At 51.0% G+C, this 15,512-nt stretch carries 13 protein-coding genes and 1 pseudogene; 3 read left to right on the plus strand and 11 right to left on the minus strand.

The window, feature by feature from the left end; all coding sequences use genetic code 11:
- Window positions 1-4: 4 nt before the first annotated feature.
- From N685_RS0100530 to N685_RS0100545, 4 genes are all read right to left on the minus strand, one after another.
- Window positions 5-904: a carbohydrate ABC transporter permease gene (locus N685_RS0100530; protein WP_031404904.1), complete on the minus strand. Its 900-nt coding sequence runs from the start codon at window positions 902-904 to the stop codon at window positions 5-7.
- A 134-nt stretch (window positions 905-1,038) separates the two neighbouring features.
- Window positions 1,039-2,307 carry an ABC transporter substrate-binding protein gene (locus tag N685_RS0100535; RefSeq protein ID WP_031404906.1) on the minus strand — a complete coding sequence of 423 codons (1,269 nt, stop codon included), beginning with the start codon at window positions 2,305-2,307 and terminating at the stop codon, window positions 1,039-1,041.
- Between the two features lie 64 nt (window positions 2,308-2,371).
- Window positions 2,372-4,471 carry an amylo-alpha-1,6-glucosidase gene (locus N685_RS0100540; protein WP_031404908.1) on the minus strand — a complete coding sequence of 700 codons (2,100 nt, stop codon included), beginning with the start codon at window positions 4,469-4,471 and terminating at the stop codon, window positions 2,372-2,374.
- Between the two features lie 197 nt (window positions 4,472-4,668).
- Window positions 4,669-5,682, minus strand: a complete 1,014-nt coding sequence (locus tag N685_RS0100545; protein ID WP_031404910.1) for a LacI family DNA-binding transcriptional regulator — start codon at window positions 5,680-5,682, stop codon at window positions 4,669-4,671.
- Between the two features lie 179 nt (window positions 5,683-5,861).
- Here N685_RS0100545 and N685_RS0100550 point away from each other — a divergent pair, with 179 nt between their 5' ends.
- A complete protein-coding gene (locus tag N685_RS0100550; RefSeq protein WP_031404911.1) occupies window positions 5,862-6,062 on the plus strand; it encodes an alpha/beta-type small acid-soluble spore protein in 201 nt (66 codons plus the stop codon).
- Between the two features lie 12 nt (window positions 6,063-6,074).
- Here N685_RS0100550 and N685_RS0100555 read toward each other — a convergent pair whose 3' ends face one another.
- The 4 genes and pseudogenes from N685_RS0100555 to N685_RS18190 form a co-directional block, all read right to left on the minus strand.
- Complete coding sequence (locus tag N685_RS0100555; protein ID WP_031404913.1) at window positions 6,075-7,145, minus strand: anti-sigma factor domain-containing protein; 1,071 nt, start codon at window positions 7,143-7,145, stop codon at window positions 6,075-6,077.
- Complete coding sequence (sigI, locus tag N685_RS0100560; RefSeq protein WP_071880140.1) at window positions 7,142-7,882, minus strand: RNA polymerase sigma factor SigI; 741 nt, start codon at window positions 7,880-7,882, stop codon at window positions 7,142-7,144. The genes N685_RS0100555 and sigI overlap by 4 nt, the downstream gene beginning before the upstream one ends.
- Window positions 7,883-8,160: 278 nt before the next feature.
- A complete protein-coding gene (locus N685_RS0100565; RefSeq protein WP_031404917.1) occupies window positions 8,161-8,364 on the minus strand; it encodes a hypothetical protein in 204 nt (67 codons plus the stop codon).
- A 31-nt stretch (window positions 8,365-8,395) separates the two neighbouring features.
- Window positions 8,396-9,812, minus strand: a pseudogene (locus N685_RS18190) (amino acid permease).
- A 509-nt stretch (window positions 9,813-10,321) separates the two neighbouring features.
- On the opposite strand from N685_RS18190, the gene N685_RS0100575 reads away from it, so the two are divergent.
- Window positions 10,322-10,663, plus strand: a complete 342-nt coding sequence (locus N685_RS0100575; RefSeq protein ID WP_031404919.1) for a DUF485 domain-containing protein — start codon at window positions 10,322-10,324, stop codon at window positions 10,661-10,663.
- The gene (locus tag N685_RS0100580; protein ID WP_031404921.1) at window positions 10,663-12,198 is read left to right on the plus strand and encodes a solute symporter family protein; all 1,536 of its coding nucleotides are present in this window, start codon (window positions 10,663-10,665) and stop codon (window positions 12,196-12,198) included. The genes N685_RS0100575 and N685_RS0100580 overlap by 1 nt, the downstream gene beginning before the upstream one ends.
- 196 nt (window positions 12,199-12,394) lie before the next feature.
- On the opposite strand, the gene menC is transcribed toward N685_RS0100580, so the two are convergent.
- From menC to N685_RS0100595, 3 genes are read right to left on the minus strand one after another with little or no spacing between them, the layout of a single operon-like run.
- Window positions 12,395-13,519: an o-succinylbenzoate synthase gene (gene menC / locus N685_RS0100585; RefSeq protein WP_031404923.1), complete on the minus strand. Its 1,125-nt coding sequence runs from the start codon at window positions 13,517-13,519 to the stop codon at window positions 12,395-12,397.
- The gene (locus N685_RS0100590; protein ID WP_031404924.1) at window positions 13,516-14,355 is read right to left on the minus strand and encodes a GNAT family N-acetyltransferase; all 840 of its coding nucleotides are present in this window, start codon (window positions 14,353-14,355) and stop codon (window positions 13,516-13,518) included. Before N685_RS0100590 ends, menC begins: the two co-directional genes overlap by 4 nt.
- Entirely contained in the window at window positions 14,330-15,499 is a 1,170-nt protein-coding gene (locus tag N685_RS0100595) for a M20 peptidase aminoacylase family protein (protein ID WP_031404927.1), read from the minus strand. The genes N685_RS0100590 and N685_RS0100595 overlap by 26 nt, the downstream gene beginning before the upstream one ends.
- Window positions 15,500-15,512 lie beyond the last annotated feature (13 nt).

The raw sequence follows: 15,512 nt of genomic DNA on the forward strand, positions 1-15,512 counted from the left end.
CCCCTTAGTAAAGAGACTCTTCTTTTGACAACTTCCGTTGCAACAATGTCGCGATGAAAATCAAGATCGCTAACGCAAACGCGAGCGCAGCGGCATATCCCATTGTCCCCAATGTTTTAAACGCATATTGGTAAATCAAAAGCACAACCGTCAACGTCGAGTTGTTCGGTCCGCCAGAACCGCCCGAGAAAATATACGATTGGTCAAACAACTGGAATGTCCCAATCAGCCCCATGACTACGACAAATGAGGTCACCGGCCGCAAATAGGGAACGGTAATATGCCAAAACTTTTGCCAGGCGCTGGCTCCGTCCAGTTCCGCTGCTTCATACAAGGAATCAGGGACATCTTGCAGCGCGGCGAGATAAATGACCATAAAATACGGCGCTGTCGCCCAAATGTTCATGATCATAATGGCATTCAATGCTACATCGGGATCGCCGATCCAGTTATATGTCGGCAAACCAACCGCTTTCAATACGTGATTGATGAGTCCATTTTGGTTGTACATCCACATGAAAATGAGCGTTAACACGGCCGAGGACGTCAACGTCGGCAAAAAGTACACAATGCGGAAAAACTTTTGTCCCTTGAGCCCTGCATTTAATGTCGCCGCTAATACAAGCGCTAAAATGGTCTGGCAGGGAACGACAATGACGACATATTTCAACGTGTTCCATAATGCGATTTTGGCCCGAGTATCATCGGCGATCCGCTGGAAATTGTCCAACCCGACGAACTCAAACGAAGTCGTGCCCAACAATTGCACTTTATGAAAGGCTAGAAAAATCGCAAACAAAATCGGGCCGATAATAAAAAGAAGCAGCACAAATAAAGTAGGAGACAAAAACAAGTAGCTCGTCCCCACTTCACGCCACATTCGCTTCGTTGCCATTCTTTTCATCTTATTCCCTCTCCTTGCCGAGAATCGAAAATCGCTATTCCTCTCTTTCTAACGCAGCCAAAAATAGCTGCGGTTAGAAAGAAAGGAACAGCTCCCTGGCAGAGCATGCCCCGTCTGCCAGGGGCTGATTCGCCTTATTTGCTTTCGATTTCGCTGTTCGCCGTTTTTTGCGCTTCTTTCAACGCCTCAGCAAGCGGACGTTCACCGAGGAAAGCGCTGACAAATTGGTTATTGAAGTTGTTCGTAATAATCGGCAAGTTCGTTCCATTCTGCCATACGGTCGCATACGATGCGCCAGCGACAAGCGGTGCACGCAGCGGATCTTTGTCAAATCCCAATGCCGCAGCGACCGATTTGCGCGTTGGCAAAGCGTATCCCTTGCTCGTCCATGTTTTCATTCCTTCTTTTCCTGTCAAATATTCGATCAGCTTCCAAGCGGCTTCTTTCTTTTTCGAATCTTTGTTCATAACATAGGCAACCGTATAAGCCATAGTCGTTTTTTTGCCGTTGATGGTCGGAATTTCAGCTGTTCCAAATTCGAGGTTCGGGAACGTCTCTTGCAGGAACGGAATTGCCCAGTTTCCTTCGATAACCATGGCTGCCTTGCCTTGGCCGAACATCTCACCGCCCCATGTCGCCCCTACTTCATTCGGTTGGGCTGCCGATTTATCCTTTAAATGCATATCGACGATCGGCTGGAGCGCTTCGACGACTTTCGGATCGGCGAAGCTCGCTTTATTATCCGTCACAACTTTGCCGCCTTTGGATTCAGCAATGTAGTATAAGCGAGCCAATTCTGGAGCAACGCCAAATCCGTATACTTGTTTCCCTTTTGTCAGCTTCTTCGCCACTTCCCGCAGTTCGTCCCAAGTTTTCGGGACTTCAACACCCGCTTCTTCGAACATCTTTTTATTGTAAAACAGTGCTAGCGTCGAATAGTCTTTCGGGAACCCATAAATTTTTCCATCTTTCCCTTTAAACGCATCCAGCATCGGTTTTTCAAAATCATCAATATCAAACTCATCCGTCACGTATTTGTCAAGCGGCTCAATGGCTCCCGTTTCGATCAGGGCTGGCGCTTCAAATGCATCCAAGTAAAACACATCCGGCCCTTGACCGCCCGCTAAACGGGTCTTAATCACATCCATATACTGGTCGGCAATGACTTCATACTTGACCTTAATATTGGGATATTTTTTTTCAAAATCATCCAACGTTTGTTTCAACAACTTTTGCTCCGTTGGATTGCCGCCCCAACCTGCCAACGTCACTTCTACTTTTTCTTCTGCTTTGCCTCCCCCATTCGTTTGCTCAGCTTTCTCTCCTCCGCTGCAGCCAGCCAAAAGGCTGCCGAACAGCACTGATGCTGCGCCGACTGTTGCCAGCCATTTTTTCATCTCCATCAAAACCTCCCTTTTTCTATCAATGAAGTATTTTATATAACAAGGAAAGGAAGACCTTTCCTTGTTATTGTTGAATGATGAGGTCCCAGCCTGTCGTGTTTTCGTCAATATGAACACGACAGCCTTGATGTTCACGCATCACCGTCAGTGATAAGCGCCCGGAGCCAATCGCGATATTCTCGACTTTCAGCATATTCATGGAATCAAGCAAAGTCGGTGATAAATAAATGCTTTGCTCGATGGCATTGGGGAACAAGCCTAACAGCGCTTGGACAAACACCAATGGCGTGCCGGCCGCCCACGCCTGGGGCGAACAGGCGACAGGATAGCGAACCGGTTTTCCATTTGACCGACTGTAGCCGCAAAACAACTCTGGCAAGCGATCATACTCAAAATGCATCGATGCTTCCATGAGCCCCTCAATGACCGTCTTTGCCTCGCACCGCCGCCCCAGTTTGCTTAAGCCAAGCAAAATAAGGCTGTTGTCATGCGGCCAAATGCTTCCATTATGATAGCTCATCGGGTTATATCCCGCTTCTCCTTCGGCCATCGTTCGGATGCCATAACCCGAAAACATTTTTTCTGAGAGAAGGGTGTCAATGACAGCATCCGCCCGCTTTCCTTCGAGCATTCCCGAAAACAGGACATGACCTGGGTTCGATGTAATCGTCCTGACAGGGGCTTTGTTTTCATCTAACGCGAGAGCGTAAAATTTCCGGTCTTCCATCCAAAACTGTTCTTCAAAGCGCTTTTTCAAAGCCTCCGCCTGCGTTCGAAGCGCTTCCGCTTTTTCCGCTTCCTGAAGCTGTTCAAAAATATCGGCAAGCCCCATTTTGGCGTGATAAACGTAGCCTTGGACTTCAACAAGCGCGATCGGCGCGCGGGCATACTCGCCGTTTTCGTGCACAATCGAATCGCCTGAATCTTTCCATCCCTGATTAGCAATCCCCTTGCTCGACTCCTGGAAATACTCGACAAATAAATCGCCGTCGCGGTCGCCATACCGGTCAATCCAATGGAGCGCCGCATCGATGTTGGATCGAAGCTGCCGGACGAGATCGAAGTTGCCGGTCCATTTGACATACTCCACCAACAGAACTAAAAAGAGCGGCGTCGCATCGATCGTTCCGTAATAAGGGGTAAACGGAATTTGATTCGTATTGGCCAACTCACCGAATCGGATTTCATGCATGATTTTTCCAGGTTGTTCATCGCGCCACGGGTCTACTTTCGTTCCCTGATAGCGGGCCATTGTCAACAACGTACCTTTAGCTATTTCATGGTTGAACGGGAGCAGCTGCAAGGCCGCAATCAAACTGTCCCGGCCGAAGGGAACGCCAAACCATGGAAGTCCGGCCACCGGAAATGGTCCACAGCCAAGATCCGTAAGCAGCACCCGCAAATCCCCGATGCCCCGGCGGACTAAACGCTCAAACTGTCGTTCATCCGTGATGACGTTCGCTGTTTCCCCTTCCCAATGTTGGTATGATTCTTGCAATAGTTGAAGCGCCTGTTCCGGTGGAATGACCTCCACTCTGTCTGTTTGGCCGATGATCGGCTCCACCACCAACGTAACCGTCTGCTCTTCCGCTCGGTCGAGCGCAAAGTCAAAAACAATTTCCCCGTGCTCCTTAACGGCTTTCTCCTCTCGATCCCAGCTGACCTTCGTTGCCCGTTCTACTCCGTCGGCTCCCTCATAATGGAACGTGAGCGAACGTTTCCCAATGGTCTGGCCTGTCCGCTTTCCCACCTCTCCTGTCTGAAAGCCGCGAACGATGAACATATCGGCAAAATCGACATCCATGTGCACGCTGATTTCCAATTGCACCGGCTTGGGATGATAGTTTTTCAGCTTAATGGTTTCATAGAGCACACCCGCATAAATGAATCGCTTGCGTTCAATTTCAACGGATTCGCGCCACAAAATCAGCTCTCCGTCCCGCTCAATATGAGGATTGGTCAATAAAATGGTAGCGACATAATTTTGCGCCGCATCAGACGCCAACAGCACCGGTTCTTCCCCATTGATGCGCAAACTCCATTTGCTCAAAAAACGAGTGTCTTTTGTATACAGCCCTAGCCCGTACGGATGATGTTCAGGAATATTCCCGTCTTGATCCGTCAATAAAAACACATCGTTTTCCTTAATCACTCGATAATCCATGTTGTTTCCCCCTGATTCTAGGTTGTCATCATCGGCTTAACAGCACGATGTCTTTCCTGCGCCAATCACGCTTCACAAACGAATTCCAAAACGTTTTCATTCATGATTCAAAAAAGTCTGTCTTCATGACAACACAAAAATCCGAAACGTTTTGGATTCTAACTGAAACTGACTCAGGGCGGTGAAAAAAGCCTCCATCACTCTTTTTTCACCGTTGACCCCCGTATTTTCAGTTCTGTTTCCAGAATCTTGACATGAGACTGAGCGTTGCCTTCCAGCATATCAATCAACAGCTTGGCAGCCTCATATCCCATGGCAAATTTGTCTTGAGCGATGGTGGAGAGTGCAGGCGATGAATAGGATGCTAAAATAATGTCATCATAGCCAATCACGGCCACATCATCAGGAACTTGCTTCCCCAACCGTTTTACGGCCTTGATGACACCTAGCGCCATTAAATCGCTTGCACAAAAGAAAGCGGTAATTTCTGGATATTGCTGAAGCAGCCTCAATGCCTCTTGCTCCGCGATTTCTTCGCGGAACGCTCCATTGGCAATCCAATATTCGCGTACGGGCAGACCTGCTTCAATCAACGCTTCCTTGAATCCTTTCTCACGCTGCTCACTCACAAATGCGTATTCATATCCATTGATCATAGCGATCCGTTTATGCCCAAGCTCAATTAAATGGCGCACCGCTTTCTTTGCGCCCAGCACATTGTCCGTTGTCACATAGCCAACGGTTTTGGACTCGATGGGAATATCAATCAGGACACATGGAATATCGCTTTCCACGACCTCATGCAAATACGGATCATCCGTACGGATCCCTTGCAAAATCGCCCCATCGACGCGCCGCTCGCGGCAAAGCTGTGTATACGTTTTTTCTCTTTGCTTGGTCGATGTCGTACTGAACAGCACCATATCATAATCAACTTCACTGACATACTCATTGACGCCGGCCAGCACCTCAAAGGTAAAATTATCCTTGGCACTTTCTCTTGTTAGTCCAGAAACAAGCAACCCGATTGTCTTCGATTTATTCATGACAAGCCCGCGCGCCAATGTATTGGGGCTGTAGTTCAACTGCTTCGCGATATCCATGATTTTTTGTCTCGTTTTTTCATTCACATCAGGATAGCCGTTCAGCGCACGTGACACCGTTGTAATCGAAACTCCCGCTGCCTTGGCAATATCTTTAATGGTTGTCACTTCCATTCCTCCAAAACGTTTTCGATCATCTGCTCGTTTTCATTATAAACAACAACCGAAAACGTTTGCAATCCTTTTTTTAATGAAAAACTCCTCCTTTAATTCCCATCCATATCTCTTTGTGAAATTATCCATACTAATCATGACGCATCAAAAAAGTGATCAAGGAGGAATGGCATATGGCTCGCTCCAGCAACAAACTGCTTGTTCCAGGCATCGAACAAGCGTTGGAACAAATAAAATACGAAATCGCCCAAGAGTTTGGCGTACAACTTGGGGCCAACACCGTTTCACGCGCCAACGGCTCCGTCGGCGGAGAGATTACGAAACGGCTCATTGCTCAAGCGCAAAGCGAATTGGCAGGACAAAAAACGGAATAAAGCCGAGCTTGGTCACTCGGCTTTTTTCATTTTGGGATTCATCCGTTTTTGTTGGTGATCGATGTGTGCTGGACGGCGCTCGTCCTTCTCGTCGCCTCCACGCCCATTCGCCGCCTTTTTCGCTTCATCATGAGCGCCTGGCCGCAACGGACGGGCGTTCCCATGGCTTTTCGGTTTCACATCACTCTCTTTTTCAGGAGAGAGGCTTCCTTGGATCGAGTCAGAATGTTTCTGCTTGCTCGGCAACTGTTTTTCGTTTTTCAATGGTTTCGGTTTTGACTCGTTATAGTTCTGTTTCTTTGGCGGCTGTTGTGCCGGTTGTTCTTTGACTGCCGGCGTTTGGTTTCCTTTTTTTCTGCCGTTGTCTTTATCTTTTCCATCTTCTCCTTTACGGCCGTTGCTATGCGCCGAGCGGACAGATGCCGGCGAAGCCAGTTTCACCTTTTTCTCAATTTGCAACAACTTTCCGGTCGTCATGCCCCTCTCGACAGCCCGTTTGCGCATATCCATCGTACTGTTCGCCGCGGTAATGACGATCCGATCATCTGCGACGGCACGCTGAATTTCTGCAAGCTCAGCGGACAGCCTACGTGCGGAAGAGGTATTATGTTCTTTTTCTACTGTCGTAATCAGTACTTCCCCGCCTGCCTTTAAATACCCCTTTTGTTCACTTAACGCAATGATTTGTTTCGTTACCGAAGAGAATGGTTCATTTTTCCATGACGGAAGCGCCGCCAATATCTTCTTTCCTTCCTCGTTGTAAGCCTTCAGCGTCAACACACGCAGTTTCGCGTCGACACCCGCTTCTATGCTTGGATTGATGTCGATCGACATGTAGGCGTACACCGTATTGGAAGGACATTGAATCCAAGTCGCCAGGAGCACCGCGGCCGCCGTCAGAACACTTATGAGCGCATATCGAAACGAACGGCGGCGAAACGGAAAAGGACGGCCAACCGCATTCGCTTTGACCTCTTCTCCAATCTCGCATTCTTTTTCTTTTTTCAATCGGAGAAATTCTCCTTCCGGCGTCAATACCGTGACGAACTCTTCATCCAACTCCAGCACAATCCCCTTTTTCACGATGAAAGCACCCCTTTTATATAGTCCTTTAAGTAAATGTAATCGCCCGCCAAAATGACCGCGACCGCAATAATGTATTTTCTGTTTCTCTCAATCGTCTTGCGGCTGACCGAGGCCATCGTTTCCAGTTGTTTGATCGGCAGCTGCTTTTTTCGAAACAACAGGGCGAGCCATTCCTCGTTCGCCACAAGCAGCTCCGCGACGCGAATGGCGTTGAGGCGGGCGTCTTTATGTTTTGGCGATTGTTCGACTAAATCGTGAAAATGAATGCCGAATTGTTTCAGCACTTGCTGGTAATGGAGAATTTCTTCCCGACGCTGTTCCTGTTCGATTTGCCTATAAAACTCCTCAACCGATAATTTCGCATCTACGTACGTTTGCGCCGCCTGCTCGCCGTCTTCTCCATCTTCGACATGCCATATGGCCTCTCGCGTTCTCACCTCTTTTCGAATGTAATCGATGAGGCGCCGCTTAATGAGCAGCTCCGCAAACGACAGAAAGGAACCTCCTTTGTGCAACGCATATTTTTCAATCGCTTCGTTAAAAGCGATCAGCCCAATGCTCGCTTCATCATCTTCCTCGTGGATGAACCTTTTGCATACATTGGAGACGGTTTTGACGATAAACGGCTTATATTGCCGGATGAGCTCATTGCGCAACGCTTCATTTCCCCGCTGAATTTCCGCAACCGTCTGTTCAAGCGTTCTCTCTCTTCTTTTCAATAATGTCCCAAACACCCTTTTCACCCCGCTTATACAAGCCGGACTGACGCTCGTTCTTTATACTATTCGCCCATCGTAAACCAAATATGGCCGTCGTTCAAAGGGAATTTTCTCAAAATATGCAAGTGAACACAGGTTCCCAAAAAGGTCCGACGCCGCACCGAGCACACGCCTTCCATCAGCAAAAAATCAGGTGTTTTTCCCAGCTATATAGATGCCATTTGAAGTTTTACCAAGAATTTGATCGACTGTCGGGCGACCGAACAACGCCGCTTCCAGGCCCATAGATGGGTCTAGCAGGCAGTTGTTCGGTCTTTCGTCACGCCAAGGCGTGACGGAGGCAAGCCACAGGCTTGTTCCTCGACATTCGAGAAATGAATCAGCGACTTTTTCGTCAAGGACTTCGCCGCATCTATAATAAATCCAATAAGGAAAAAGGGGTGAAACGCGGTGTTGCCGAAAAGTTTGACGAAATGGAAAAAGGGCTGTTCCCCCATGAGGACAGCCCCCTTTTCATTGTTTGGCCGTTCATCCAACCTTTTCTTCAGTCCGTGCCATTTCATTCAGCTCACTATGCTTGCGGCCGTAGATAAAGTAAATCACTAGACCGATCAGCAGCCACGAGACAAAACCGATCCATGTCATCGCCGGAAGCTGAAGAACGAGGTAGCCGCAGAATAAGACAGCCAAAATCGGAATGACCGGGACAAACGGAACGCGGAATGCCCGTTTTAAATCTGGTTGCGTTTTACGCAACACCAACACGCCGATCGAGACGGTGATAAAGGCAAAGAGCGTACCGATGTTCGTCAGTTCGGCCAATTTGTTGAGCGGGATGATGCCGGCAAATACCGCTACAGCCGCTCCAGTCAGCCACGTATTGACATACGGCACTTGGCGCGTCGGGCTGATGCGAGCAAACACTTTCGGCAGTAAACCGTCGCGGCTAATGGCGTAGAAGAGACGCGTCTGCCCATACATCATCACAAGGAGGACGGTCGTAATGCCGGCGATCGCTCCGAGCGAAATAAAGCCCGCGACCCAGTCTTGGTGGATATAGTTTAATGCAAACGCCACCGGGTTTTTCACGTTGAGCTGCTCGTACGGAACGATACCTGTCAATACGAGCGAAACCGCAATATACAACAAGGTGCACACAAGCAACGAAACGATGATGCCAATCGGCATATCGCGCTGCGGATTGCGCACTTCTTCCGCCGCCGTCGATACCGCATCAAAGCCGATGTAAGCGAAAAAGACTGTCGCCGCGCCGGTCGCCACGCCAGAGAAGCCATACGGCATAAACGGCGTCCAGTTTTCCGGCTTGACATACCAAATGCCGACCGCCAAAAAGAGCAGCACAACCGCCACTTTAATGGCAACGATCACCGCATTAAAACGAGCCGATTTTTTTCGCGCCTAAATTCAACAAAAACGTAATGAACAGAACGATTAAAATCGCCGGCAAATCGATGAACGTTCCTTTTGCCGGATCATACGCACTCGTTAGCGCCTTCGGCAGCTCGATGCCAAAACCGGAAAGCAGCCCTTGGAAATAGCCGGACCAACCGACGGCGACCGCCGACGAAGCAACTCCGTATTCCAAAATCAAATCCCATCCCAAAATCCAAGCCATGAGCTCACCAAACGTGGCATAGCTGTAAGTGTAAGCGCTCCCGGACACTGGCACGGTTGAGGCAAATTCTGCGTAACAAAGCGCCGCAAACACACACGCCAACCCAGACAAAATGAACGAAAGAACGAGAGCCGGACCAGCGTGCTCCGCCGCCGCCACCCCGGTCAGGACGAAAATGCCTGTCCCGATAATGGCGCCGATGCCAAGCATCGTCAAATCAAATGCCCCTAACTCTTTTCGCAGCGAGGCTCCTTTTGCCCCCGATTCCTTCATGAGCAACTGAATCGGTTTTTTACGAAACAAATTCATAGATGTCTCCCCTTGTCGTTTTTTGTAGAAAATTGTTGAATTTTATTGTCGAATACAGTTGTCATTCTACATGATCCTCGTTTTTTTGTAAAGTGCGAAAATAAGAAAAACAGCAAAAAATTTTTTCCGTTTTGTGCGGCAAAGCCAAAATATTTTCTAAATATAACAAAAAAGATTAATTTACAAATTTTTCAGATAAATGTATAATGAATATGTGACAAATTTGTGTCAAGAAAGGGGGATTCACATCCACCGCTTGCGGCAGAACGTTCCATTGCCCTTTTTAACGTAATTTCCGAAAGAAGTCTCCCCCTCAAGGAGCGTGAAGGGCGACAGCCCAGTGAGCAGGTGGGAGAGGTAGGATGAACTCTCGGAACGAGAGGGATCGCTCGGTCCATTTCCTGTCACTAGACGGGATTACCCGAGAAGCCCCCACTTCAAGCGACCCATAAGGGCGATAAGTGGTGGGTAGTTCACAAACGCTTTAACACAAACAAGGAGGGATCACGATGGCAGTAAAAAAGGAATCATTAGCCGGTGAAGGGGGCATCAACTATGAAGCCATCGCCCAATCCGCTTCGTTTCGCGAACTCATTCAGGCAAAGAAGCGGTTTATCATCCCGGCAACCATCTTCTTCTTCGTCTTTTACTTCGCCCTTCCGGTATTAACGTCGTACTCGAAAGCGCTCAATGCGCCGGCGATCGGACCGGTCAGCTGGGCTTGGCTGTTTGCCTTTGCGCAATTTGTCATGACATGGGCCTTATGCATTCTTTATTCGAAACGCGCAGCACAATTTGATGACATCGTCGAGCAAGTGAAGCAAGAAGCAAAGGAAGGAGGAAACGCCTAATGCACGGGCTGGCCTTTTTCCTCTTTCTTGTCATCGTCGCCCTGACGTTGATCATTACGTATTACGCTTCGAAACGGACCAAAACCACCAGCGAGTTTTATACGGCCGACAGCAGTCTTACCGGCTGGCAAAACGGGCTGGCCATCGCCGGCGACTATATGTCCGCTGCATCCTTCTTGGGCATCGCCGGCATGATCGCGCTGACAGGATTTGACGGCTTCTTTTACAGTATCGGCTTCCTTGTCGCTTATCTCGTCGTCTTGTACATCGTTGCCGAACCGCTTCGCAACCTCGGCAAGTACACGATGGCCGATATGATCGCCGCCCGTTTTGATGATAAGAAAGTGCGCGGCGTCGCGGCGTTAAATACGATCGCCATTTCGACCTTCTATATGATCGCCCAGCTTGTCGGCGCCGGCGGCCTGATCAAGCTTCTGTTGGGCCTAGACTACGTTTATTCTGTCTTGATCGTCGGCGTTTTGATGACGGTGTACGTCGTCTTCGGCGGCATGACGGCAACGAGCTGGGTGCAAATCGTCAAAGCCGTCTTGTTGATGGTCGGTACGTTTATCATTTCCTTAATGGTCTTTGCCAAATTCGACTTCAGCATCGCCAAAATGTTCCATGAAGTCAAAACCGCCACACCGCTTGGCGAGGCGTTTTTAAATCCAGGCAATAAATTTAAGGATCCGCTTGACACCCTTTCGCTCAACTTGGCGCTCGTGTTGGGGACGGCCGGGCTGCCGCATATTTTGATCCGCTTCTTTACGGTCAAAGACGCGCCGACCGCGCGCAAATCGGTCGTTTATGCGACATGGATCATCGGGACTTTCTACGTGTTGACGATCTTTTTAGGGTTTGGCGCCGCCGCGTTCGTCGGCTATGACAAAATCGTCGCCGCCAACCCGGCCGGCAATATGGCCGCCCCGCTGTTGGCCGAAGCCCTTGGCGGAGATTTCTTGTTCGCCTTCGTCTCGGCTGTCGCGTTTGCGACCATTTTGGCCGTTGTCGCCGGGCTCGTTCTGTCAGCCGCCTCGGCGTTTGCCCACGATTTTTACAGCCATATTTTGCGGCGCGGCCAAGCAACGGAAAAAGAACAAATGCTCGCCGCCCGCTGGGCGTCGGTCGGCGTTTCCGTACTCTCGATTTTGTTGGCGCTGTTTGCGCAAAAAATGAACGTCGCCTTCCTTGTGTCGCTCGCCTTTGCCGTCGCCGCAAGCGCCAACTTGCCGACGATTGTATTCACAATCTTCTGGCGCCGTTTTAACACGACTGGAGCGATTACAGGGATGCTTGTCGGGCTTATCAGCGCCTTGGTGCTCGTCTTCTTCAGCCCGAACGTCTGGTCGCCGCAGCCAGGGGCCGCCATTTTCGTCGGCGAACCGCTCTTTAAGCTCGCCAACCCGGGCATCATCTCGATCCCGCTTGGCTTTATCGGCGCCGTCATCGGCACGCTCGTTTCGTCGAAAAAAGCGGACGAAAAGAAATACACCGAAATTGTCGTCAAAGCGAACACCGGAATCGGACGGGTGTAACGCCACGAACAAAGAGCTGGCCCAAAGCGCCAACGCGTTTTGGGCCAGCTGAAAATGAGTGCTATAACAGTTTGTACATATAATATTCGTTGACAAATTCTCCGTTTCCGCGTCGCTAACGTCAATGGGTCTTATGATCATTTTTCGTTTCCCCTTTATGTAAACTCCTTGAAAGGCGTATTGAATGCCATCCGCTTTATGTCGTCGCCTGATGCAGCACCTTGGAAAACTGCGTATACCGCTCGACTTGGCGGCGGTCGACGTCGTAGCCGATGCCAGGAGCGGTCGGCACGCGAATCAAGCCGTCATCCACTTCGACTTCCGGAATGATCAAATCCCGCTCCCAATAGTGGGACGACGCGGCGGTGTCGCCAGGAAGGGTAAAGTTTTCCAACGTCGTGATCGCAATATTGTGGGCGCGCCCGACGCCCGCTTCGAGCATTCCCCCGCACCAAACCGGCACGCCGCGCTCAGCACAAAGATCGTGGATGCGCTTCGCCTCCCCAAGCCCGCCGACACGCCCAATTTTGATATTGATGATGCGGCAGCTGCCAAGGTCCAGCGCCTTGCGCGCATCGTCATAGGAACGAACGCTTTCATCAAGGCAAATCGGCGTCTCAAGGAGCGGCTGCAATCGCGCATGATCGATGAGATCATCGGCGGCAAGCGGCTGTTCGATCATCATCAATCCGAATTCATCAAGCGCTTTCAGTCGATCCGCATCGGCAAGCGTGTACGCCGAATTGGCATCGGCCATGAGCGGCACGTTCGGAAACACGCGCCGCACCTCGCGAATGACATCGACATCCCATCCGGGCTTTATTTTCACCTTGATTCGCCGATATCCTTGCGCCACATACCGTTCAATGACCCGCAGCAAGTCGCCCACCGTCGGCTGAATGCCGATGCTGACGCCGACTTCAATCTCCTTTTTCGTCCCCCCGAGAGCTTGATAAAGCGGGACGCCGAGCCGCTTGGCATATAAATCCCACACCGCTCCTTCAAGCGCCGCTTTCGCCATATGGTTTTGGCGGATGGCGGCAAAGCGCGTGGACAATTCCTCTGGATGATCGATCGGCTCCGCCAGCACAAGCGGGACAAGGAAGTCCTCGAGCATATGCCAGTTCGTTTTCACCGTTTCCTCGCTGTACCACGGGGCGGCAAACGCGACCGATTCGCCCCAGCCGGAAACGCCGTCGCGATCGACCGCTTCCACTAAAAGAAACTCTTTCGTTTGAAACGTGCCGAAGCTCGTTGTAAACGGCGACTTCAACTCCATGTGCAAATGGCGCAATATGACGTACTCAATGCTGATCGTCATTCCTCTTCCCCTTTCTGCGGCAGCCATTCGTTTCTCCGCATCCATATGTAATACATCGCCGGCTCCCCGGAACGGCGCCAAGCGCTGGCGGCAATCCAGCCTTCCGTGAGCAGCCGCTGAAACAGAGCGCGCGTCGTCAGCCGCCACTCAAGCGCCAACGCCAGATCCCGCTCTTTCAACTGCGGAAAGTCAAGCGGAACCGCAGCCAACAATAACGGCGCCGCTTTTTCATCGACGTCCTTCAGCACCGGCCGCAACAGGCCGTCAGCCTTTTGGTCTGCATCGAGCACCGCCAGACTTCTGGCCTTGAGAAAATCGGCTGTAGCCAAGCTCCGCTCCCCGGTCGGACGCTCATCAAGCCGCCATTCGACAATGAAGCGGTCGGACGGCAGTTGACCGTTCAACACGTCATTCATTTCGCCGTAGCAATTCTCCACATAGCCGACGGCTGCCGCCCCCAACTTCGCTAGGTTCAGGTAGCCGTTGCGGCTTTGCAGCGGATCGTACGTCCAGCGGATGACCCGATAACCACGCCGTCGCGCTTCTTCCGCCTGTTTCATTTTCAAACGATAGCCGAGGCCACGATCACGAAACGATTCGGCAATCCCCATCATATGGGAGCAAAGATACACTTCCCCGTTCCGAAACCCAGGAAAGCTGTAGACAAAGCCGACGAGCTTCCCGTCCGCATACGCCCCGATGATCAAGCCGCCGTTTTTCGCCGCCGTCAGCGTTTGATGGAGCGGAATCGGTGCTGTTCCCCAAATCTCCTCCTCAAGCCTGGCCATCTCTTTCAACTGTTCGATCGTCTCAATGATTTGCAGCGACAGAGGCACGCTCGTTCTCCCCCTGCGGCACAAACATCGCAAACGTATTCATCACAACCCGCGCCAAAATTTCCACGCCGGAAAGCAAATCCTCGCGCCGGAATGTCATGTTCGGGTGATGGAGCCCCGGATGCAAGTCGCATCCCAATCCGAGCATCGTCGTTTTCAGCTCCGGTTTTTTAAAGGAATAAAAATGGAAATCCTCCCCTCCCGACGTCACGACCGGCGGAACGCACTTTTCCGTCCCCAAAGTCGTGATAATCGCCTCCTCCATCAGCCGCACAGCATCTGGATCAGGATTAGCGGCGACGATGCGCGTCCGCTCAATAAGCTCAATATCAGCTCCGTAAATCGCAGCGACCCCGTTGATCACATGGCGCAGCCCCTCGATGAGCCGCTCCATCGCCTCGTTCGTTTGCGCCCGCAAATCAAGGGCAAATTCCGCGTAGTCCGGGATCGTGTTCGCATCTTTTTCACCAGCGTGAAACTTTGTCATCTTGATCGACGCTGGCACTTGTGGGTCGATATGAATTTTGCCGAGCTCTTGGACAATGGCGCTGCCGACCTCAATGACGTTGACGCCTAAGTGTGGCCGCGCGGCATGCGCCGCTACACCGCGAATTCGACCTTCGATGCATTGCGCCGCCCCGTGAAGGATCGCCGGCGCCGCGTATCCGCTTTTGACTTCCTGAACCGGACGTAAATGAACGCCATACAAAAACGCTAAGCCATCGGCCGCTCCCTTTTCCATCATCTTCAACGCCCCTGTGCCTTTTTCTTCGGCCGGCTGAAACAAAAACCGGAGCGTCCCGGGCGGCTCATAGCCGATGCGGCGAAGCAATTTCGCCACCCCAAGCACGACCGTCATGTGAGCGTCATGCCCGCACGCATGGTTCGGCTGCCAAACGCCGTCGACTTCTTGCCAAAGAGCGTCCATGTCGCTGCGCACCCCGACCGTAAACGGGCCGGCGCCGATTTCTGCCACCACGCCCGGGCAATCGGCAAACGTCCGCACCCGATACCCTTCGCGCTCCAGCTCCTGACGAACAAATTCCGTCGTCTGCCACTCCTCCCAACTGATTTCTGGATGACGATGAAGGTGATCGAAAATCTCCCATAGCTCCGCTTTCATCTGCTGGACAATTTCTTTCATCCCGCTCTCCCCC

Source organism: Geobacillus vulcani PSS1 (assembly GCF_000733845.1).
GTDB lineage: Bacteria > Bacillota > Bacilli > Bacillales > Anoxybacillaceae > Geobacillus > Geobacillus vulcani.